Origin of the sequence: Enterococcus sp. DIV1208 (genome assembly GCF_050530455.1) — a bacterium.
Classification (GTDB): domain Bacteria; phylum Bacillota; class Bacilli; order Lactobacillales; family Enterococcaceae; genus Enterococcus_B; species Enterococcus_B hirae.
Genome location: NZ_CP172887.1, coordinates 2,554,697 through 2,578,361, shown reverse-complemented (window position 1 = coordinate 2,578,361; position 23,665 = coordinate 2,554,697). Strand labels below are relative to the sequence as shown.

Genomic DNA, 23,665 nt, shown 5'->3' with positions numbered 1-23,665 from the left:
ATGACTGATTTAATAAAAGCCAGTAAGTTTTTCTATCACTATTTAAAACGGTATAAGGTCTCCTTTTTCTTTATTTTTGTTACAGTTATCATTGCCACTTATCTTCAAGTGAAGGCACCACAATATATCGGAGAAGCCTTTCAAGAACTAGCCAACTATGTTGGGGCTTTGATGCAAGGAGTCGATGATAAGAGTCGCTTCGTTTCCATTATTTGGAAACTATTAATGTTTTATGTTTTAGCGAGTGCCGCAAACTTCATTTACAGTATCTTATTTACGCAAGTAGTGGGTAAATCGACGAATCGGATGCGTATTGGTTTATTCAATAAACTAGAAAAATTGACGATCCGCTTCTTTGATTCTCATCAAGATGGGGAAATTCTTAGTCGATTTACGAGTGATTTAGATAATATCCAAAATAGTTTGAACCAAGCTTTGCTCCAAGTAATCACCAATATCGTTTTACTTTTTGGGATATTGATTATGATGTTCCGCCAAAATGTTGAGTTAGCTTGGGCAACAATTGCTTCTACACCAGTGGCAGTTTTGATTGCTGTTTTGATTATCCAAAAGGCAAGAAAATACGTTGATTTACAACAAGACGAAGTTGGGAAATTGAACGGCTATATGGATGAAAAAATCAGTGGTCAACGTGTCATCATCACCAATGGATTACAGGAAGAGACAATTGATGGTTTCTTGGAACACAATGAGACTGTTCGTAAAGCAACGTTTAAAGGACAAGCTTATTCAGGATTGCTTTTCCCAATGATGCAAGGGATGTCTTTAGTGAATACCGCAATCGTCATTTTCTTTGGTGGATGGTTAGCACTGAATGGGGATCTGGAACGCTCGGCTGCTTTAGGATTGGTAGTCACATTCGTTCAGTATTCCCAACAATATTATCAACCATTGATGCAAATTTCATCTGGTTATAGCATGATCCAATTAGCGATCACAGGAGCACGTAGACTGAATGAGATGTTTGCTGAAAAAGATGAAGTGAAACCAGCGAATGGTCAATCCTTTGATGGGATCGATAAAGGCTTATCTTTGGAACACGTTGATTTTGGTTATAACCCTGATAAATTAGTGTTAAATGATGTATCCATTGATGTAAATAAAGGTGAAATGGTTGCGTTAGTTGGACCGACTGGCTCAGGTAAAACAACGATCATGAATCTATTGAATCGTTTTTATGATGTGAATAGTGGTGCAGTAACGATTGATGGGACAGACATCCGTGAGTATGATTTAGATGCTTTACGAAAACATGTAGGAATCGTTTTACAAGAATCCGTCCTATTCTCGGGTACTATTCGCGACAATATTGTCTTTGGGAAACCTGATGCGACAGACGAAGAAGTGATCAATGCCGCTAAGCAGGCGAATATTCATGACTTTATCATGAATCTAGAAAAAGGGTATGAAACAGAAGTATCTGAAGAAAACAACTTGTTCAGTACCGGTCAGAAACAATTGATCAGTATTGCCAGAACGATCATTACGAATCCTTCATTGTTGATTTTAGATGAAGCAACAAGTAACGTGGACACAGTAACAGAAGCTAAAATCCAAAAAGCCATGGACGAAGCAATCAAAGGACGTACCAGCTTTGTGATTGCCCACCGGTTAAAAACGATTTTAAATGCAGATCGTATTGTTGTTTTACGTGATGGAAAAGTAATCGAAGAAGGAAATCATCATCAGTTGTTGGCAGAAGATGGCTTCTATGCTGAACTTTATCATAATCAGTTTGTCTTTGAATAATCTGTTTTTGATGAACAAATAAGCTAACTAATAGACTACTTAGAAGAGGGAATGGCTCTTTTCTAAGTAGTCTTTTTTGCATATAGAGATCTCTTTGACTTTGGCTATTGTGAGATAAGAAACGTTATTTTTCAGACTTGTCTGAAAAAGTTGAAGTAAGCTGTTTCAAGAAACCTGTTATATTTCATGTTAAATAAGGCGCTCCTTAAAAACTATAAAAAGGCAGGTAATGGGTATGAAGGTAAAAATAAGGCAGGTGTGCTTACAATTGATGATGCTCTTGACGATTTTGGTTCCTTTGTCCAACCCGCTCTTTTTGATGGGGCCGCTAGTCCATGCTTCCTCAAATGGTCATTTCCAGGTAACTGGACAACCAACAGGTTTTCAATTAGGTGAGGCTTACGGGAACAATGATAACGGCGTCCAATTGATGATCGATCCTGAAAAAGACGGCACGTATACGAATGATTTGCCCGAAACAGGCGTTCCAAGCGATACGAATGTCCGCCTTCAAATCAATTGGTGGTTGGTCGATGACGATATTTATCCTAGTGGCGATCTAATAGCTAATGAACGCTATACGATCATTGAAAATATTCCTGACACATTATTGATTCCAGCAGGTGGTCTATCGGGTGAATTGATGGATGAAACTGGACGATTTTCTTTTGGTACGTTTTATGTAAATGAGGATCGTAGTATAGCAATCCAATTTAATACCCGTATTTATAATTTTAGTGAGATTCAGGGTTCGTTTTCTATTGATACGAGTTTTGATAATATTACCGAAGAATTGATCGTAGATTTGGGAGAATATGGTGTAGTTGAAGTGCCAATCATTGTTAAAGGAGAAGAGATCGTTGAAAAACAGGGAATTGGTTTTAATCGGGACACTGGAATTGTTGAATGGGAAGCGTTGATCAACGAAGAACATCGGGCGTTGACAAATGTGAAAATCACAGATTTCTTTGGTGATAACCAGGAATTTGTGTCAGTTAGTATCCAAAAGAAAGAAGTTGAACAGTTCCATCCTTTGTTAGCAAGTGATTATAGTCAAGCGCAACAAGACAATCAAATAACTTGGACGATCAGAAATAATGAAGCACCTAAACGAACCGCTTATCGATTAATCATCCGTACCAGAGTCAAAGATCTGAGCCAACCAACTGTTCATAATCAACTCATTGTCGAAAGTGATGAATTAGGTCGGACAGAAACGAATGATGTCGAATTTGATATCGTAAAACAAGACTTTTCAAAACGAATAGCTAAAAATCCAAATGGATCAGACAAAATTGATTTTTATCGGGCGACAGATGAGCCTGGTCAACCAACAGGGAATCGCGAAGCGTATGACTATGTACTCGTGACTTGGCAAATCGACACGTATTATTACGTCGATGGTGAAAAAGACCCTATCGTTGATCGATTATCCGTCATTCCAGCAAATGCTGCGAGCCATACCTTTGAACAAAACTCACTGCAGATCACTGGAACGAATGCGGAAGGCTTTACAGTCGGTTTCAATGCAGAAAACACAGAGATGACGCTCACACCACCAGGGGATGCGAATGGCACCTACCGAATCACCTACCAAACGAGGATACAAACGACGGATGGACAGGTTTCAGCGGATACGATCCAGTTTTCCAACCATGCGATCCAAGGAAGTTTTGGTGAAGGTAGCGCTGGCGGAATCATTCCTAACCCAAGCATGCCAGGGATCGTAAAACGTGGAGTTGGGGGTGACCAGACTCAGCAGATCCAACATTGGGAGATTTTGTTCAATCAGGAAAATAAATTAGTTGAACAAGTAGAAATCCGTGATTCTTCCATCATCTTTGAAGAGGATCTCGTGCGATTGTTCGATCCTAATAACTATCACGGCTACTATGAGAACAATGTTCGTCCTTTTAAATGGATCTATTATGCTCGCTCATTACTAGAATCGACATTAGTCATCACAGATGACGTAGGCAACACATTAGAAAAGGATGTTGATTTTGAGTTGGTTTTGCATAATCTTTCTGAACCCGATGAACGATTGATGTTGCCGGATGGGAGTTATTTACATCAAGCGAATAGTGCTTATCAAACAGGGTTTACGATCCGCTTGATTGGAGATTATGAAACAACGGATCGAACCATTAAGATTCATTTTTCAACGAAAGAGCATCAGTTATCTAGTAGAGGTTATTTAAAAATCTGGGATGAAGACCCTTCTCAGTTCAATAGAAGTAATTACTATTCCAGCGATCCAGTAGTCCAAGGGACCTATCCTTGGTTAGGTGGAACGTATATCCATCCAGATATTACGTTCTTCAACTATGCCAAAGCAACTTGGCGACAAGGAGACGTTCAGTATTCTCAAGATTCAGTTGGTTATGGAACATTTGGCAATTGGCACTATAGCCTCATAAACGATGGACATAAAAAAGGGTTATTCCTACAGCCAGGGCAAAAGTATGAAGAAGCAATCGCTGAAGATGCAGAACAAGCTGATGCTGGAAATATCGGAACGTTTGAATATTGGACAGATGAAAGTTTTTCAAATGAGAGTCGACAACCGGTCTACACTGGAATCGTTGATCGCTACCAAACACTGTTTCGTCTAGAATTCAATCCTTCCAGTGGTCCATTACCAGCAGGAACCGTCATTGAAGATGATTTTTCGACCCTTGCTGGTTGGGAGTTTAAGCCAGACTCTGTTCACGTCTTTCAGGGGACCGCCAACCTAGCTGGTCCGATTGATCCTGATACGAACCAACACCGCTGGAAAATAGCGGCAGGAGATTATGCAGGGAATGAACGACTAGTGGAAGGTACGGATTATCGCCTAGAATATGATCCGCAAACACAATTGATGCGGATCGTTCTCTTAAAAGAGAGTCATCGACCAATCGTTATCTTCTTCATTGCCGATTATGTTGCCACTCAAGAACTAGCTGATAATCCATTACTAGCAGGTTCTTATAAAAATATAGCGACACTGACAAGTCCTGGTGGGCGCAAGACAGAAGTAGAAACGCAAGTCACGATACCGACAGAAAGTTTAGTGATCAAGACGGGTGAAGTAGCAGACGACGGCGAACATATCACCTACCGCGTGATCGTGAATCCAGGTGGCGCCAAATACCAGAATTTGTATCTCTTTGATCTCATGGATCATGAAGAAGAAACGACGCTTCTGCTAGATCCCGATACTGGAAAATATCGAATCAACGTTTTTGAAGGAAAATACAATCCCCAGACTCAGCAATTTGAAAAAATACGCCGTTTAATTGATGAACAAGATTTTCTACTGTTGGCACCACAACAACTCTTAGTCCCATATTTGCCAGAGTACATTGGCGTAGATGGGCGAGGTGCTTATCAAATCTTTGAATGGCAAGCAAATCCAGAAAATGATACAAGTGAAGCTCATTGGATCAGTCAGCAAACAGGAAGAGCTTTAAGTGAGCCAGGTGTGAAGGCAGAAACCGCCTTTGACCAGTTAGCTGCGGACGGTTTGATCAATTTATCGCAAAAAACTGCTCATTTCCAATTAGTTGTAGGTGATAATACTGGTCAGTCAGAAGTGACAGATAAAACATTGATCGTAGAATATACTGCCCAAACAACCGCTGATTCTGTCAATAATCGTGCAGGTGTTTTCTTGAATGGGAAACAAAAAGTGACGGAAGAATCCATTACGGACATCACGACGGGCGAAGGTTATGCTTCAGGAATCCACCGAATCGTGGAATTCTATAAAGCCGATCACGAAGGAAATGATCTTACAGGTTCAGAATTCCGTTTAGAGAAAAAATCTAAAGATTTTTTCCAAGAACAATTTCCTGAAAGAGTATTAGGGACATTTACAGTAGATAATCCTACTCAGATCGGTGGTGTTCATGAAGAAGAGGCTTATGGATTGACGAACGGAATCTATCGTCTGACAGAGATTACTCCACCAGCAGGTCCGTTTGCTGTACTACCAGAGCCCATTTATTTCAAGGTACAGGCATCAGGAACGACTAGTAGAGAAGAGGAAATTTTTTTCACCGATGAACAAGGGATTCCAGTGACACAAGAACGAGCAACGATCCAATTAGACAATGGTCAGTTCAAGTTGACTGTTGAAAACCGACCAAAGCCTTTCACGATCGAAAAAAATTGGGATTTTACCACGCCTAATGCGGCAGTACCAGAGGAGATCAAAGAAGATTATGAAATTACGGTCAATTTATTAAGGGAACAACGGCATGAACAAAGCGATGAGTGGCGCTTGGATGCTTCATTCACACCCATGACTTTCACTTTAAATCAGGAGAATGAGTTTAAAGTGTTGGTCGAAGAGTTAGCCGATTTAGGTGAGGATTATCGATATATCGTAAAAGAAACCAGCATCATCAATACCAAAACAGGAAAAAACCTGCAACCATATTTTGATTTAAGTAGTGGGGAAGAAGGCGATCAAGTTGATAATCTCAATAAGATCGTGAAAGATGCTAATCATAATTGGCAAATCACCCTGAAAAATAGCACGACACCTGAAAGTACCCCTGAACGTGTCTATGTGGGATTTGAGAAACAATTTGAATTCAGCGATTTAGATTACTCGAGCATTAACTACATTACCTTTGAGTTATTTAGAAGTGTCGAAGAAGGGGAAAAGCAGAAAATCCAAACGATTCTCTTAACGCCAGGAGATACAGGTGAAGGGTTGAAATGGATCAGTAACCGCTTGGAGAAATTTACTCCAGATGGTCAAGCTTATCATTATTACATTAGAGAAATAAGTATCACGGATCACGAAGGTAGTGACCTTTCTGAACGATTTAGGCTAGCTGATACAGATTACATTTTGTTACAACCACATGAAGCTGTCCAAAACTTGGACGAAATGGAAGTCGTACCAATCATGAATACGGAAACGTCTGGCTTATTGCCAATGACAGGTGGACCTGGACTTCGCTTCTTTCTAATTGCAGCCCTCACTACCATTGTTTTATTACTAGGTTGGTTGTTCTATCACTTGAGAAGTAAGCGAAATAGCAAATAGTAATTAGGACGGTCTGATGGCATTTCAGCAAATGAGAAAGGAGTAGAGGATATGCAGAAAAAAAAGAATGTTTCAATGGCTGTTGCTAGGTCTGCTGTTAGTAACCGGGTTCTTCCCATATTGAGGCTATGCTACTGATCCTGAGACTGTGACGTTTATCTTACACAAGAGAGTCCTTGTAGATGAGTCGATCACAGATCCACAGACCTCTCCATCAAATGGCAGACAATTGACAGAAGATGAATTGGCTAACTTAAATGGCCTTGGTCTGAGTGTTCCTTATAATGGCGCCACGTTTCATGTCTATCATTTGACGGATTACTATCTTCAAGCACAAGAAGATGCGCAAGCTTTAGCTAAACGCTTGGGACAGATGAACCCGATCCAAATCGAACAATTTATTGCAGAGCAGCAATTAGAAGAAGTGACAGGTAGTCCTGTCCTAACGCAGACTCATGCTGAATTTGGCGAAGGAGTGGGTGTGGTCGATGTTCCCAGAAAGCACAACGGTCACTATGGAATTTATCTGATCGTTGAGGATCATTCCCAGCAAACTAGTTATTTCAATGTGACAAATGCTGCACCGATAATGATTGGCTTGCCTCTAATGGACCCATTAAATGAAGTAGAGCTGACTCAGATTCATCTTTATCCTAAAAATGCTGGGTATTTTCGACAACCGTATTTTTACAAATATGGCAAAGAAGAAGACAGCGAGCAGACCGAACCTCTCGAAGGTGTGATTTTTTCCCTGTTTCGTTATAACGAAGCTGGGGAAAAAATCTATTTAGCACAAAATCAGGAGGCGTTAGGGGATGTGTGGAAACAAAGTGATGATCCCTTAAATGATGAAGCAATCGCAACCTTCATCTCTGATGCTGCAGGGCGTGTCAAGATAGCAGACCATTTTTTGATCGGTGGTGAATACTATTTTGAAGAATTGCAAACTCTTCCGGGGTATGAGATCAGTGAAGAAAATCGGCAGATTCCATTATTTATCCCAAATACTTGGAAAAATGAATCAGGTGAGTTTTTATTCATGACCCTTAATGAACAAAAAATGTCGGAACCTTTTTCTGATGAACAGGACGAATCGGTAGAGAAAGGACCTAGAATCTATAATATTTCACGAGCAGGAGAGTCTCAAAAGGACGATGATCTGCCAACAGATGATGGGAGTGGACAAGGAGGGACAGCGACAGGGACGGAACAGCTATTTAATCGTCTGTTACCACGTACTGCAGAAATGAGACAAGCGCTAGCTATTTTAGGCATTGCGTTGTTATTACTGGCTTACTTGTTAAGGAAGTACATGAACAAAACTAGGAGGGAAGAAGATGACTGAAAGTAAAAAGAATAAATTCAGGATATTCGTGATGCTTGCTACGTTGTTGTTTTCGGCATTCAGTCTTTTAGGAATGAGTCTTCCAGTAGCAGCAGCCCCAGAGCATGTGAATGTCACGCTTCATAAACGTGTTTGGCAGGATGAGATCCCGAAAGAAGCTTATCAACAAAATACTGGTGAACTAATGGAAAACTTTGGCGGTGATCCGTTAGACGGAGTGACATTTTCTGTCTATGATGTCACAGAACAATATTTTCGTTCTATCAGAGAGGATGGGAAAACAGCACGAGAAGCCTTGGAAAGAATCCAGTCTGATGCGGCTCTATATAAAAGAGCCCCTGATTATGCCAGTGGCCCTTCGCAGACTCAAGTGACAGCAACAGCAAGTGGCGAGACCGATCCAAACAGACAGGGGATTGCGGTCTTTGACCAATTACCTCGAAAAGATGCCCAAGGTAGAGATGCTGTTTATCTCTTTGTCGAAGAAGAATCACCAGCGAATATATATGAAATGGCATACCCACTACTTTTGGCTTTGCCAGTCTATGCTGGTGATGGAGAACTAACAGAGATCCACCTCTATCCTAAAAATATTTTGAAAGAACATTCGAAAACTTTAGTAGATAGCGGTCGGTTTAATGAAGTAACAATCACTCAAGAGGGGAATCAAGTAACCTACTATGATGTTGGAACAGATGACATCTTAAATTATCTGTTGACGGTTGCTGTTCCCCGTGACTTAGGTAACAAAGCATTTTTCGAAATCACGGATACACCAACTAATGGGTTGCGACTAACGACCCCTGATTCAATCGAAGTATTGATTGATGGTGTAGCGGTACCTAGTAGTTATTTTACGATTGATACAGCTACTCCGAATGGTGGGTTTACGATTACTTTCCACATTGACAATGAGGAAGTGGTTGAATTATTACAAGGAAAAACGCTCACGATTTCTTATGACATGTCGCTCACGGGTGATGCAATCACTCAACTATCTGATAATACCGCCACAATCGATTTTGGCTCGGATCCTACGATCTTAGATGGACCAAAAGTCAAGACGAATGAGCATCAATTTAGAAAGATCAATAGTCATGATGGTAATCCATTAAGTGGGGCGGTCTTTCGGATTTTTAAAGATTCTGATGGTCAAGTATTGTACGCACGTCTGAATGAAGAGAATGTCTTGATTGGTTGGGATGATGTCGGGACAGAAATAACCTCAGGACCAGATGGCTATTTTGATATTCGGGGCTTTAAAGCGGGAACCTACACGTTGGAAGAGGTGACGGCTCCAAGTGGTTACGTCATTTTAGATCCTTATACCACTTTTGAAATTGATTCAACTGCTTCAGAGACACTTTTAGTCACGATTGAAAACCAACCTCAAGGGCTTTTACCGGAAACCGGTGGTATGGGTATCTATATTTTCCTGCTGATCGGGGGACTGATTCTCTTAGCAGCTTATGTGGTGTACCGACAAACGAAAAAAAAGCCAATGTAAACAGGTTTTGAAGGAGGGAATATCCAATGTCCCAAAAACAGCGACCAAAAAAGTGGCTTCGGATCGTGATGTATCTCCTTTTTTTAACAGGTGGGTTAATTGCGAGTTATCCTTTTTATGTCAATGCCTTCAACCAACTCGTTGATCATTATCGCATCAATGAGTCTCAAAAAACAAAAGCAGAACAGCAACAGGCACGAGAAAGAGCCAAAAAGTATAATCAAGAACTAGCAGAAAGAGGCATGGGAGCGATCACGCTCCCAACCTATACTGGTCGGAAAGAAGCGGACCTCGCTAATTATTTAGCGAATCACTTGATTGGTTCGATCCAAATCCCTAAGATTAGGGTCAGTGTTCCGTTGTTTGACCATGCAAGCCCGACGATCCTCCAATATGGTGCTGGTGTTTTGGAAGGGACGTCCTACCCTACTGGTGGTAAAAATAACCATAGTGTGATCTCAGCCCATAGTGGGATTCCTGAAAGAAAACTTTTTACGGATCTTGATCAACTGGAGTTGGAAGATATTTTCATTATCACCTATGCAGAAGAAAAGTTGGCCTATGAAGTGAATGACATCACTATTGTGACACCTGATGATGTTAGCTCTCTAAAAATTTATCCAGAGGAAGATCTCGTGACTTTAGTTACCTGTACACCGTATATGATCAATTCCCATCGATTATTAGTCAGAGGACATCGAGTGCCTTATACAGAAGAACTAGCCCAAAAAGAAGCCGACGCAGAACAAAGACAATGGTGGCTCAATCTCATGATCTTACTCATTTTATTGCTCTTTGTAGGAAGTCTATCCCTGTTCATTCTGCGAGTCATACGTGAAAAACCAATAGAATAGAAAAAGAGATGCTTGTTTACTTGCAGAAACCCAAAATGATAAAAAGTCCATAACCATAGAAAGCTTAGTGAAAACTTTCTAGTTATGGGCTTTTTTATATTCGTCAATTAACAAAACTGTCCAAAAAACATTGATGAGCCATAAAGAAGCGAATGGAGTAATTGAACAAAGCCAATTATTTCAACATTTTTTCTTCTCCACACAATACAAAATCGGTGGATTGTTTTTTTGATTAATAAATTGATAGTTTAAAACATTATACTGATCTTGAGGGAGCCTTTGACAAAACTGTTGTACCATATCCAGTTCTGATTTCCCACCTTCATGACCATAGTAGACGACGATAATCATGCGTCCTCGAGGGGCTAAACGTTTCAGTATCTCTTCCATTGCGATTTTCGTTGTTTCAGGTAAAGTGATGATTGCTTTATCACTCTTAGGAAGATAACCTAGATTGAAAATCCCTGCTTTGATTGGTTGCTCTGGAGCCACAACATTCCCCAGTGTCTCATGACCTTGTAAATAAAGAGAGACTCGATCGGTCAATGCTTGTTCAGCGAGTTTTTCTTTCGTGGATTGCAAGGCAGCAGGTTGGATATCAAAACTGTAAACATGTCCGGTCTTCCCGACCAATTCAGCCATAAAAAGCGTATCGTAGCCATTACCCATGGTGGCATCAATAGCATGGTCACCTGGTTGCAGGATTTCTGTTAATAACGTATGGCTAAAGTGTAAAGCAGTTTGTAACATTAGCAACGCACTCCTTTACGAACATCAAATTTTCCTTGATAACTATTGCGACGAACCAATTCTTCATCTATCGCATTCAAGACTTCCCACTTTTTCAAACTCCACATTGGTCCGATCAACGAATCCCAAGGGGCATCACCGGTAAGCCGATGGATAATGATTTCTTGAGGGATCATTTCCAATTGATCACAAATCACATTGACATAATCAGGACGGGTCATCAGTTGCAAACGACCTTCATGGTAATCACGAAGCATCCTTGTTTTGCGCATCAAGTGCATTAAGTGAAGCTTGATTCCTTGGATATCTGAATCAAGGATCGTACGTCGGACATTTTCACGCATCATTTCTAATGTTTCACCAGGTAAACCGTTGATTAAGTGAGTGCAGACACGAATGCCATGTTTTCGTAATTTATTCACACCATCAAGGTAAGTTTGGTAGTCATGTGCGCGATTGATCAGTGTAGAGGTTTCTTCAAAAGTCGTTTGTAATCCTAATTCGACCCACAGATAAAGCCGTTCATTTAGTTCTGCGAGATAATCCACGACCGCATCTGGTAAGCAGTCTGGGCGAGTACCAATCGACAACCCGACAACACCAGGAAGGTTGATCACTTGTTCAAAACGCTCGCGAATGATTTCTACAGGTGCATGAGTATTCGTGAAATTTTGGAAATAAACGATATATTGGGTTACCCCTGGCCATTTTTGATGCATCATATCGATTTCTTTATGGAACTGAATAGGTAATGGGTCTTCGGGAGCGACGATCATATCACCTGATCCAGAAACACTACAAAAAGTACAGCCCCCGTGAGCCACTGTACCATCACGATTGGGGCAGTCAAATCCTCCATCGATTGGCACTTTGAAAATTTTCCCGCCAAATTCATTTCTTAACGCATAATTCCATGAGTGGTAGCGTTTATTTCCATCTGAATATGTAAATTCCATTGTTATCCTTCTTTCTTAATGGTGCTAAATTCATCACTTTCTTCTACTCGTATTGAACGATTCAGATCATTATACCTGATGAATGACGCAAAATCTAAGCACTTTATAACGAGAATCGTTCTTAGAATCAAGTAAAGAGACAGATTAACTAATCATCAAAGAAAAAAGTTAACTGTCTCTCCACAATTTTTTATTTATTTGGATGATTTGTAACAAAAGTTCTCACTAAAAAATACTTGTGTGAGATCAAGACGTTTTCTGCGTGTTTAGCCATTTTTCTTTTTGGGTTCGATAAATTGGATACGTGAAGCATAACCACGAGAGGCTAAGTAAAAAGCCACCTAGAATATCACTTGGAAAATGAACGCCTAAATAAATACGGCTAATCCCAACACTTACTATAATAAACGCTAGAAGTATTTGAATCAATGGACGAAAGACCTTTTTTTGAATAATGACAGGAATTAGAAAAATCAGTGTACCATATAAAATCATACTACCAGCTGCATGACCACTAGGAAAACTGTAACTGTGCTCTACCACAAGGTGTTCAAGGGTTGGGCGAACGCGCATCACGAATAGTTTGATCACAGGATTGATGATCCCAGCAATGGCAATAAAATTAACCGCTAACCAAATCATTTCAGGTCTTTTTTTCTTCCACCATAACAAAAATGAAACCAGCAAGAAGACTAAGATGACCGTGAGTGGATTGCCAAATTTTGTCATAAACAGCTGATAAGCATTCCAATGGGGGTAGGGAGCGCGGATCATTTCTGTTATTGATTGATCAAATCCCGCCAGTAAAGAAATACGGTATTTGACAATGTAGCCTAAGACTAAAAAGAGCAGTAAAAAACAAGCTCCAGCTACATGAAAAGTTGTACGTTGCTTCATAAATATCCTCCTTTTCAACAATGACTCATTATAGCATTATTCGCTCTATAAATAATATCCATAATTATTTATAGAATCGAGCACTTAATCAAAAAATAAAAAAGGTATTTTATTTGTAAATCACTTTGTAATCTCCTAGACATTTTCAAGTAATATAACTGACATACTTTGACTGGGAAAGTTTAAATCGATTATTTGTTAAAAGTCGTTAAAATCAAGCGGGGAAAGGTGCTATTTTTTTCTCAGTGTTGAACATTACGAAAGGTTACAGTCTGATTACAATAAGCAGTCACACACTTAAATAACTTTTAATAAAGATTAAGAGAAGTTATAATTATTATAATAGTATAGAAATTGTATATAGAAGTTGGAGGATAGAAGATGGAAAACATTGCAAGAAAAGAACGTAGACGTTTAAATGAAACCAAACGTTTTCGTAAAGTAAAACGTAGTGCTGCACTTGTCGGTACGGCGATGGTCGGCTGTTCTGTGGCAGCGCCATTGATTCAGCCTGTACAAGTAGATGCTGATCAAACCCCCACACAATTCGGTGCCAGAATCAATACAGCAGCGTTTATTGCTGAGATTGCTACGTATGCACAACCAATTGCTCAAGCCAACGATTTATATGCCTCAGTCATGATTGCTCAAGCAGTCGTCGAAAGTGGTTGGGGAAGTAGTGCCTTGTCACAAGCACCTTACTATAATCTATTTGGGATTAAAGGAAGTTATCAAGGTCAAACTGTTTATATGGATACACTCGAATATCTTAACAATAAATGGGTATCTAAAAAAGAACCTTTCCGTCAGTACCCTTCTTTTGCAGAGTCATTTAATGACAATGCCTATGTTTTAAGAAATACCTCTTTTGGTAATGGCTATTATTATGCAGGTACTTGGAAAAGCAATACTAAATCTTATACTGATGCTACTGCTTGTTTGACAGGTCGTTATGCAACTGATCCAGGGTATGCTGGAAAACTAAACAATATTATTACAACCTATGGATTGACCAAATACGATACACCAGCTAGCGGCAACGCTGGAGGCGGTGCAACGATTGGAAATGGCGGGAATACGGGAAATACATCCAATTCTGGAAGTACTAGTGGGAACTCAGGCGGTTCTGCAACTACGACTGGTACGACTTATACCGTCAAATCAGGAGACTCCGTTTGGGGAATCTCTCATTCATTTGGAATCACGATGGCGCAGTTAATCGAATGGAATAATATCAAAAATAATTTTATCTATCCAGGACAAAAATTAACGATCAAAGGTGGCCAATCTGCAGGTTCTTCAACCACTAACACTGGTAATAATGCTTCTTCTGGAAATACTTCTGGCAACACGAATACGTCTGGCAGTACGGGACAAGCAACTGGTGCAAAATATACGGTTAAATCAGGCGATTCTGTTTGGAAAATTGCGAATGATCATGGGATTTCGATGAACCAACTGATCGAATGGAATAACATCAAGAATAACTTTGTTTATCCAGGTCAACAGTTGGTTGTTTCAAAAGGTAGTTCTTCAGCAAGCGGTTCTACTTCTAATACATCGACAGGTAATACATCTAGTAATACGGCAAATACAGGAAGTACTACTTCTGGAAGTACTTATACTGTCAAAGCAGGCGAATCGGTTTGGAGTGTTTCGAATAAATTTGGAATTTCCATGAACCAACTGATTCAATGGAACAATATTAAAAATAATTTTATTTACCCAGGGCAAAAATTGATTGTCAAAGGTGGTTCATCTTCAAGTAATGCGTCCACTTCGACAGCTAATAACAAGAACACCGCATCAAGCAATACCAGCTCAACTGCGACAGGGCAAGCGACTTATACTGTCAAGGCAGGCGAATCAGTATGGGGTGTTGCAAATAAAAATGGGATTTCCATGAACCAGTTGATTGAATGGAACAATATTAAGAATAACTTCATTTATCCAGGACAGAAATTGATCGTCAAAGGTGGAAGCAGTAAAGCAAGCGCAACAGCAACAACCAAACCAACAGCTTCAACGCCAGCTTCTACAACTCCAACGGCTTCTTCAACGGGTGATACGAAGTATACTGTCAAAGCAGGCGAATCGGTGTGGGGCGTTGCCAATAAACACCATATTACGATGGATCAGTTGATTGAATGGAACAACATCAAAAACAATTTTATTTATCCAGGACAAGAAGTCATCGTTAAAAAAGGCACTGCACAATCAACGCCAGCGAAATCAGATGAAAAAACCTATACCGTCAAAGCAGGCGAATCAGTATGGGGCGTTGCCGATAGTCATGGAATCACCATGAATCAATTGATCGAATGGAATAATATCAAGAATAACTTTATTTATCCGGGACAACAGTTGATCGTCAAAAAATAAGTAATGACACATGGCAGGAAATCAGTAAATGTGTGAAATAATATTTGAACTTGTAGCATTTATTTGTTACTATGAATCTACACTTTTGAGTAAATAAAAATCAACGCCTGAAAAGGAAGTAGTAAAAAGTCGAAAGTTTTAGAGAGCACATGGTTGGTGGAAATGTGTACGGACGCTTTTGAACTCGCCTTTGAGTTGCGCCTACTGAAATCACAAACAGAGTAAGTAGGAGCGGTGACGACCGTTACAACGTTTGAGGCCTTTGTGAAAAGGCAAAATTAGGTGGTACCACGTAGATTACGTCCTATAAAAAGAGCAATCTTTTTATAGGACTTTTTTGTTTTCTTCAGATGAAAAAAACAAAAAGGTGAGGCTAGACTTCACTAAACTTCGACAGATTGATGTGGAAGTACAAATAGATCAGGGGGATAGAAAATGAGTTATAACCATAAAGAAATCGAAAAGAAATGGCAAAAATACTGGGCAAAAAACAATACCTTCAATACCCATGATGATCCTGAAAAACCAAAGTTCTATGCGTTGGATATGTTTCCATACCCATCAGGTCAAGGATTGCATGTTGGACATCCGGAAGGCTATACAGCAACAGATATCTTATCTCGTTTTAAACGCAGTCAAGGATTCAATGTCTTGCATCCGATGGGATGGGATGCGTTCGGACTACCAGCCGAACAGTACGCATTAGATACAGGAAATGATCCAGCTGAATTTACACAAAAAAACATTGAAACATTTCGTCGTCAAATCAATTCTTTAGGGTTTAGTTATGACTGGAATCGTGAAGTCAACACAACTGATCCAGAATATTACAAATGGACACAATGGATCTTTACAAAATTATACGAAAAAGGTTTGGCATATGAAGCAGAAGTAGCAGTTAACTGGGTACCTGAACTTGGTACGGTGATCTCTAATGAAGAAGTGATCGATGGAAAAAGTGAACGTGGCGGCTACGATGTCGTCCGCAAACCAATGCGTCAGTGGATGCTGAAGATCACTGCATACGCAGATCGTTTACTTGATGATCTTGATTTAGTAGATTGGCCAGATAGCATCAAAGAAATGCAACGCAACTGGATCGGTCGTTCAGTAGGAGCAAATGTTGAATTTAAAGTTGCTGGAACAGATAAAACGTACACGATTTTTACCACACGACCAGATACACTGTTTGGCGCAACGTACTCTGTTTTAGCTCCTGAATTAGACTTGGTGCAAGAAATCACGACGCCAGAACAAAAAGCAGCAGTTGAAGCATACATCGAAGAGACAGCTAAAAAATCAGATTTGAAACGTACAGATCTAGCAAAAGAAAAAACGGGTGTCTTTACTGGAGCTTATGCAATCAATCCAGTTAATGGAAAAGAGATCCCGATCTGGATCGCTGACTATGTGTTAGCTTCTTATGGTACTGGAGCAATCATGGCTGTACCTGCTCACGATGAACGTGATTATGAATTTGCAAAAACCTTTGATTTAGAAATTCTTCCCGTGATCGAAGGAGGAAATATTGAAGAGGCTGCTTATACGGAAGATGGTCCTCATATCAACTCTGAATTTTTGAATGGCATGAATAAAGCAGAAGCCATTGCTAAAATGAATGAATGGTTAGAAGAAAATAGTTGTGGGAAAAAAGAGGTCAGCTATCGTTTACGTGACTGGTTATTCTCACGTCAACGTTACTGGGGGGAACCAATTCCGATCATTCATTGGGAAGATGGTACAGTCACAGCTTTACCAGAAGAAGAGCTGCCATTACGTTTGCCTAAAACGACTAATATCAAACCAAGTGGAACAGGAGAATCGCCACTGGCTAACATCGAAGAATGGGTGAATGTTGTCGATCCTGTGACTGGCAAAAAAGGTCGCCGTGAAACCAATACGATGCCACAATGGGCTGGAAGTTCTTGGTATTATTTACGTTATATCGATCCACATAATAAAACAGAATTAGCGAACTATGAGAAATTAGAACGCTGGTTGCCAGTAGACATCTACATTGGGGGAGCAGAACATGCCGTTCTTCACTTGCTGTACGCTCGTTTCTGGCACAAATTCTTATATGATATCGGTGTTGTACCTACAAAGGAACCATTCCAAAAATTATACAACCAAGGAATGATCTTGGGAGAAAACAACGAAAAAATGTCTAAATCACGTGGCAATGTCGTTAATCCAGATGATGTCGTGGCCAAATATGGCGCAGATACATTACGATTATATGAAATGTTTATGGGACCATTAGACGCATCGATTGCTTGGAGTGAAAATGGACTAGAAGGAAGCCGCAAATTCTTAGATCGTGTTTGGCGTTTGATCGTGGATGAAAACAATAAGATGCGTGATCGAATCACCACTTTAAATGATGGGAAATTAGATAAAGTGTATCATCAAACCGTCAAAAAAGTTACGGAAGATTACGAAAATCTTCACTTCAATACAGCCATCTCTCAATTAATGGTGTTTGTCAATGAAGCGTATAAAGTGGATGCACTACCTTATGAATATATCGAAGGATTTGTTCAATTGTTGGCACCGATCGCACCACACATGGGTGAAGAACTATGGGCAATCTTAGGAAATGAGGAAGGGATTTCTTACGCAGCTTGGCCAACTTATGATGAGTCAGCTTTAGTCGAAGATGAAATCGAAGTTGTCTTCCAAATCAATGGTAAGGTCCGAGGAAAAGCTAATGTTTCACGTGACTTACCAAAAGATGAACTTGAAAAAATAGCGATGAACAATGAAACGATCAAAGAAAACATTGCTGGCAAAACTGTTCGTAAAGTGATCGTTGTACCAAATAAATTAGTAAATATCGTGGCTAATTAAAAGCAGGAACAAGTGAATTATAAGAGATTGTTGAAGGAGCTTTCGATGAAACCCAGAGCCACTTTCAGAATGAAGAACAGATCATTAAAAACAATTTTGGCTGTTTCAGTATTTTAAGATGTTTTATAAGTCGCAATCAGTTCAGCAAGTTTATAACTGAATAAACAAAAAAGAGATTATGACAAAAGTGTCTAGCTCTGAGAAATAAGCCGGAAAAGAGGTTGAGCCATGTGTTGGCTCAACCTCTTTCTTCGGCTTATTTTCCGTTAGAGCTTGAAACACCGTGGATAAGATCGTGAAAGAGGCGGATAGCTCCGAGCAGATGCTTAAATACTATTTATTTGTCTTGGGTCGCTTCCTCTCAAACTCTTTTATAGAAAAATAAAGTGAAGAGAAACTAAAACAAAGAAAATATCAATTGAAGAGTTAGAAACATTCACCGAGTGGAAGTTTGCTGACGTTTTTTTTTGTGAATAACTATCCAAGATGAACAGTTATTTTTTGTTAGTTACAGAAGTGAAAAAAACAAAAAGTGTTTTATTAAAATTGCTTATGTCTCACAATATTTGCATCGTGATAACTTTTGAACGTAAACAAATGACACATTTTTTTAAAACATTGTTATTTTTATTTAGTTGGCATGTTTTCTTTTTTTTAATACCAAGCTATAGTATTACGCTATTTTGTTTTTTTTTATTTTAGAAAAATGACAGGCCGATGAAACAACCACAAATCTGTTAAAAATTACCATTCTATCGGTAAAAAAAGGTTTTGTTCTAAGTGGATAATCGTAGATAATTTTAGTGTAGGTGTTTCATATGTTTTTGGAGGTGAGTATACGTAAGATTAAAATGAAAAATTTTTCTTTACATAGTGATTTTTGTTATGTTAATAGTCAAATAAACTATCATCTCATGAGCAAAAAAGTAACCTTTTACAAATATTAGGAACGTTCACACTAGGAATGTTCATAAGAAATAATAAAAATTTTGTTTATTTAATCTTTCCTTTTAGAGAATTTGAGCAAGGAAAAAGAGTGAGTGTATTAGTAAGAGAGGAGGACAGAAAATTTGAAAAGCAAGCATTTGCGAACGATAACAACCTCTTTGTTGTTGTTCCAAAATTGTCTTTATCCATTAACCGTTTTTGCTGAGGAAGCACCACCAGAACTAGATACGGAGTTTGTACAGGATTTACAAAATCAAGGGGAACAACCAGTGATGCAAGAACCTGTTTCACCTGAAACAGCTGCAAACGACTCAACAGAAGAGTCAATCGAGGTAGAAGAGCCAGTAGAAGAAAATACAGAGGAAATCGTAGAAGAAGCACCTGTAGTTGAGGAAGTACCGATCGTTGAAGAACAAGAAGCGGAAGAAGTACCAACTGAAACACCAACTGAACAGCCAACTGAAGTAACGGAACCTGTGATTCCATGGGAAGATCCTGTACCACCAGTCCTTCGACAAAGTGCTGAGTTAAGGAAGAATAGTTTACCAAACCTAGATAAATATCGACCTGATCTGATAGCAAATGGGAAAAAAAGTTATATTGAGAAAACGTTAGCGACACAGATTAATCGCACTATTATGTTGGGAGCTGCCGTTGGTTCGAAGACTTCCTTTACTGTGAATGTGCCTACCTATGAGAAGGTCACTCAAGATAAAGATCATGGTTGGATTTCTTGGATAGCAAGTAATCTAACCACAACGGATGATTATCCATACGATACGATGTATTATGGGAATCATTCATCTTACCGCGGAACGTATACGTTAACGATTCCATCTGATCAAAGTGTCAATGGGTACCAAGTGACGGTTACGAAGCCGAGTATTTCTTCTTATGCCGCATCTTTTACCGTCACGATCACTAGGCTGGCATCGACCAGTGCAAAAGAAGATCGATTAGTACTTAACGGAGACGTGAAACTAGGGACGACGGCTGTAGCCTCCCAATACTCTGTTTTAGACTCGATCCCGATCGAAGATATTTCGTATGTCAATGCTTTGCTGGGAACGATTACAGTGAAGAAAGAGCAACCTGAATTTGAGATCAAAAATGAAGTGACCGTTGAAGCACAAAGAGGAAAAGAACTATCTACGAGCATCCTAAAATCGTGGTTTTCTACGATATCGGAGAATTCAGGGAATTATGACTATAGTCTGTCTTCCGGACCGGCAGAATGGGCACCTGGAGCAACTGGAAAAGCTACAGTTATTGTCAAAAATAAAACAACGAATAACACGCAAGAATTTACGACTAACTATACTGTTGTAGATACTACTGCACCAAAATACACAGTAATCAGGGATGCACCATTGGAGGCTAGACGAAAAGGGAGTCTCACTGATGAAGAACTAAGGAGTATATTTGAAAAACTAGAAGATAACTGGAGTAAACCGGAGGATCTCCAGATTGAGTTATTTGATTATAACGGTTCCAACGTTCCTTGGGAGATTGCTGGGACTCAACCAGGTGTTGAAATTGTCAAGGTACGTGTGACCGACCAAGCAGGGAATGCTGCTACGGGAAGTGGTTATCGTATCCAAGTGGTTGATACTACGCCTCCTGATGGGAAACTAAAAGACAAAATCGTGATTGAACAAGGAATGGAACTGAAAGATTTAAGAGATTTACTAGAGGGTGATCCAACCGACAATTGGTCCTTGCCAGAAAAAATCAGTCTTTCGTTGGCTGTTGATGGCGGCAAGCAAGTCTCGGAATTACCTAGGGGAGAGCATAAATTTACGCTAACCTTGACGGATGAGGCTGGAAATACTAAAGAGCTCAAAGGTACGTTACACGTCGGTGATGCGTTTAAAATCAAATCGGAAGTGGTTGTCCAAGCACAAAGAGCCAAAGAGCTATCAACTGAAATTCTCAAAAGCTGGTTTGAACAATTACCAAACAATCCTGACAGTTATGACTATCGTCTGTCTTCCGGACCGGCAGAATGGGCACCAGACACTAACGGACAAGCAACAGTCGCTGTCACAAATAAAGCAACGAATGAAACAAAAGAATATGAAACGAAATACTCCGTCGTAGACACTAAAGCACCCACCGCAACACTTAAAAAAGAGATCGTGTTTGAAGCAAGGCGTACAGGTGCGCTCACGCAAGCAGAACTACGAGAACTGTTGATTGAGAGTGATCTGCAAGATAATTGGAGTTTACCAGAAAAGATTACGATCGGATTGACTAACATCGGATCCGCAAATGAACCGTTTGAACTTGTTGGAAAGGCACCAAGTATGTACAGTAATATTTTTATTACCTTAACAGATGAAGCAGGAAATACGAGTCGATACATGAAAAATATTTCAGTCGTTGACACGCAAGCACCAGAGGGCAAGCTTAAGGAGTCACTGTTTTTTGAAAAAGGCAGTAAAGAGCCAGATTTACGAGAGTTATTAGATGGCGAACCCACCGACAACTGGTCGCTACCAGAAAATATCAAACTTGCGTTAAGCTTCAAGGACGGCAAGCAGTTTTCAGAATTACCTGAAGGGGCGCACGAGTTTACGTTAACCTTGACGGATGAAAGAGGAAATGCTAGAGAACTTAAGGGTAAGTTGTACATCGGTGAACGGTTTGAAATAAAGTCTGAAGTGGTTGTTGAAGCACAACGAAGCCAAGAATTATCTCGGACGATTCTAGAATCATGGTTTGATAAACGACCAAAAGATACCGATGATTATGAGTATCGTCTGACTAATGGACCGAAAGAATGGGCACCTGGAGCAACTGGAGAAGTAACAGTTGCTGTCAAAAACAAAACAACGAATCACACGCAAGAACTTACTACTAAATATACAGTAGTAGATACGAAGGCACCGACAGCAGAGTTTGAACGGAGTGTTTCATTTGAAGCAAGACGTACAGGCAGTCTTAGCCGAGAAGAGTTAATGAGTGTGATTAAAGAAGGGACTTTACAAGATAATTGGAGTTTACCAGAAAAGATTACGATTGGGCTGGAGGATCTTCAAGGAGGAAAGTTTGAAATTGCTGGGAAAGTGCCTTCAGCTACTGCGTATGTTGTAGCCTCTGTTCTAACAGACGAAGCAGGAAACCAACAACACTTTTCACCTATAAATCTATTGATCGAAGATACAACACCTCCAGAAGGAAAGCTAAGAGATTCACTTGTCTATGAGCAAGGAAGTGAAATGCCGGATTTACGAGAGTTGTTAGATGGCGATCCAACTGACAATTGGTCCTTACCAGAAAATATCCGACTTGAGTTAACTTTCGAGAACGGCTTAGAATTTTCTGAGTTGCCTGCAGACGATCATCGATTTACGCTGAAATTGATTGATGAATTTGGCAATAAAACAGAACTAGACGGAATATTGACGATTACATCTAACGCACAATACATCGATGTCACCATTCCTGCACGTATGAGTTTTGTACAGGAGGATATTCTAGCTGGTATCGCTTCACCAAATTATGAGATCAAAAATAATTCCAACCGTCCGGTATCCGTTTATGTGGATGCCATGACTAGTCTTGAAGAAACCGAACGATTAACTGAACTGACATTAGGTTTGCAAAATACGGATCATGAACAAGAGGTAGTTTTAGTATCAAATGGTCAAAATCTATCAGAAACCGTTGAACTTGTCACTTTAACAAGTGAACAGAATGCTTATGAGTTCTCTTTCTTTGGAACAGCAGGTGATAACATCTTGTCGGAAACCTTAGATGCTCCAATCAGACCTAGTTACTTGATGCAGTTGCATTTTAAAACACCATGAGATATAGACCTATTCAAAAGAGATCGTGAAAGCATCGGATAGTTCCGAAAACAAACAGAAAGAATTTTTTAACCAACTAAAAAAGAAACTGAGGCAAGTTTTAGCTCAGTTTCTTTTTTTGTATGTTTTTTTCTTCCTAATCGATACGGAAGTATTTCTTTTGTAAAGAAAACGTTTACAATCTATACTTTAAATAGAACGAAAAGGAAGGAGCAAATAAAATGAAAAAAGCATTGATTATTTGTGCAGCAGGGATGTCATCTTCTATGATGGCTTCTAAGACCACGGATCTATTCAAACAAAAGGGGGAAGAAATCGAAGTCGATGCGGTATCTGCGACAGAAGGCGATAAAATGATCAAGTCAAGCGACTTTGATTTATTTCTCATTAGTCCTCAAACCACGATGTTTTTAGATAAGTTTGTTAAACTAGGAAAAACGGTTGATAAACCTGTGGTTAGTATCCCCTTTCAAGCGTATGTTCCGATTCCCACAGGTATTCAGAAATTAGTGGAATTGATTGAAGAAAATATCTAACTAGGAGTGGATAA

Annotated in this window: 12 protein-coding genes and 1 other annotated feature; of the genes, 9 read left to right on the top strand and 3 right to left on the bottom strand. The window is 39.6% G+C overall.

Annotation, left to right across the window (positions count from 1 at the left end):
* The 5 genes from IGK91_RS11870 (at window position 1) to IGK91_RS11850 (ending at window position 10,520) form a co-directional block, all read left to right on the top strand.
* Window positions 1-1,770: an ABC transporter ATP-binding protein gene (locus IGK91_RS11870; RefSeq protein ID WP_010736962.1), complete on the top strand. Its 1,770-nt coding sequence runs from the start codon at window positions 1-3 to the stop codon at window positions 1,768-1,770.
* Between the two features lie 235 nt (window positions 1,771-2,005).
* Complete coding sequence (locus IGK91_RS11865; protein WP_241546987.1) at window positions 2,006-6,814, top strand: prealbumin-like fold domain-containing protein; 4,809 nt, start codon at window positions 2,006-2,008, stop codon at window positions 6,812-6,814.
* A 148-nt stretch (window positions 6,815-6,962) separates the two neighbouring features.
* Window positions 6,963-8,159, top strand: a complete 1,197-nt coding sequence (locus IGK91_RS11860) for a pilin N-terminal domain-containing protein (protein WP_309597269.1) — start codon at window positions 6,963-6,965, stop codon at window positions 8,157-8,159.
* Window positions 8,152-9,666: a SpaH/EbpB family LPXTG-anchored major pilin gene (locus tag IGK91_RS11855; RefSeq protein ID WP_010736965.1), complete on the top strand. Its 1,515-nt coding sequence runs from the start codon at window positions 8,152-8,154 to the stop codon at window positions 9,664-9,666. Before IGK91_RS11860 ends, IGK91_RS11855 begins: the two co-directional genes overlap by 8 nt.
* A gap of 26 nt (window positions 9,667-9,692) precedes the next feature.
* A complete protein-coding gene (locus IGK91_RS11850) occupies window positions 9,693-10,520 on the top strand; it encodes a class C sortase (RefSeq protein ID WP_034868003.1) in 828 nt (275 codons plus the stop codon).
* Window positions 10,521-10,700: 180 nt separating this feature from the next.
* Here the strand turns inward: IGK91_RS11850 and IGK91_RS11845 are convergent, their stop codons facing one another.
* The 3 genes from IGK91_RS11845 to IGK91_RS11835 form a co-directional block, all read right to left on the bottom strand.
* Window positions 10,701-11,270, bottom strand: coding sequence for a class I SAM-dependent methyltransferase (locus IGK91_RS11845; RefSeq protein ID WP_010736967.1), 570 nt, complete (start codon window positions 11,268-11,270; stop codon window positions 10,701-10,703).
* Complete coding sequence (locus tag IGK91_RS11840) at window positions 11,270-12,226, bottom strand: TIGR01212 family radical SAM protein (protein WP_010736968.1); 957 nt, start codon at window positions 12,224-12,226, stop codon at window positions 11,270-11,272. Before IGK91_RS11840 ends, IGK91_RS11845 begins: the two co-directional genes overlap by 1 nt.
* A 246-nt stretch (window positions 12,227-12,472) precedes the next feature.
* Entirely contained in the window at window positions 12,473-13,123 is a 651-nt protein-coding gene (locus tag IGK91_RS11835; protein WP_010721028.1) for a phosphatase PAP2 family protein, read from the bottom strand.
* Between the two features lie 381 nt (window positions 13,124-13,504).
* Between IGK91_RS11835 and IGK91_RS11830 the strand changes: the two genes are divergently transcribed.
* The 4 genes from IGK91_RS11830 (at window position 13,505) to IGK91_RS11815 (ending at window position 23,651) form a co-directional block, all read left to right on the top strand.
* Window positions 13,505-15,505, top strand: coding sequence for a muramidase-2 (locus IGK91_RS11830; RefSeq protein WP_034700501.1), 2,001 nt, complete (start codon window positions 13,505-13,507; stop codon window positions 15,503-15,505).
* A gap of 99 nt (window positions 15,506-15,604) precedes the next feature.
* Window positions 15,605-15,815 (top strand) — a binding site (T-box leader).
* A 125-nt stretch (window positions 15,816-15,940) separates the two neighbouring features.
* The gene (gene leuS / locus IGK91_RS11825; RefSeq protein WP_034868000.1) at window positions 15,941-18,355 is read left to right on the top strand and encodes a leucine--tRNA ligase; all 2,415 of its coding nucleotides are present in this window, start codon (window positions 15,941-15,943) and stop codon (window positions 18,353-18,355) included.
* 1,070 nt (window positions 18,356-19,425) lie between these two features.
* Window positions 19,426-23,115: a hypothetical protein gene (locus IGK91_RS11820; protein WP_113803822.1), complete on the top strand. Its 3,690-nt coding sequence runs from the start codon at window positions 19,426-19,428 to the stop codon at window positions 23,113-23,115.
* Between the two features lie 221 nt (window positions 23,116-23,336).
* On the top strand, window positions 23,337-23,651 hold the full coding sequence (locus IGK91_RS11815; RefSeq protein WP_181934422.1) for a PTS cellobiose transporter subunit IIB: 315 nt from the start codon (window positions 23,337-23,339) through the stop codon (window positions 23,649-23,651).
* The last annotated feature ends 14 nt before the right edge of the window (window positions 23,652-23,665 follow it).

Bases quoted from the DNA above. Each gene is read 5' to 3' on its own strand.
- IGK91_RS11870 (WP_010736962.1), top strand. From the start codon at position 1: ATGACTGATTTAATAAAAGCCAGTAAGTTTTTCTATCACTATTTAAAA.
- IGK91_RS11865 (WP_241546987.1), top strand. From the start codon at position 2,006: ATGAAGGTAAAAATAAGGCAGGTGTGCTTACAATTGATGATGCTCTTG.
- IGK91_RS11855 (WP_010736965.1), top strand. From the start codon at position 8,152: ATGACTGAAAGTAAAAAGAATAAATTCAGGATATTCGTGATGCTTGCT.
- IGK91_RS11850 (WP_034868003.1), top strand. From the start codon at position 9,693: ATGTCCCAAAAACAGCGACCAAAAAAGTGGCTTCGGATCGTGATGTAT.
- IGK91_RS11845 (WP_010736967.1), bottom strand. From the start codon at position 11,270: ATGTTACAAACTGCTTTACACTTTAGCCATACGTTATTAACAGAAATC.
- IGK91_RS11840 (WP_010736968.1), bottom strand. From the start codon at position 12,226: ATGGAATTTACATATTCAGATGGAAATAAACGCTACCACTCATGGAAT.
- IGK91_RS11835 (WP_010721028.1), bottom strand. From the start codon at position 13,123: ATGAAGCAACGTACAACTTTTCATGTAGCTGGAGCTTGTTTTTTACTG.
- IGK91_RS11830 (WP_034700501.1), top strand. From the start codon at position 13,505: ATGGAAAACATTGCAAGAAAAGAACGTAGACGTTTAAATGAAACCAAA.
- leuS (WP_034868000.1), top strand. From the start codon at position 15,941: ATGAGTTATAACCATAAAGAAATCGAAAAGAAATGGCAAAAATACTGG.
- IGK91_RS11815 (WP_181934422.1), top strand. From the start codon at position 23,337: ATGAAAAAAGCATTGATTATTTGTGCAGCAGGGATGTCATCTTCTATG.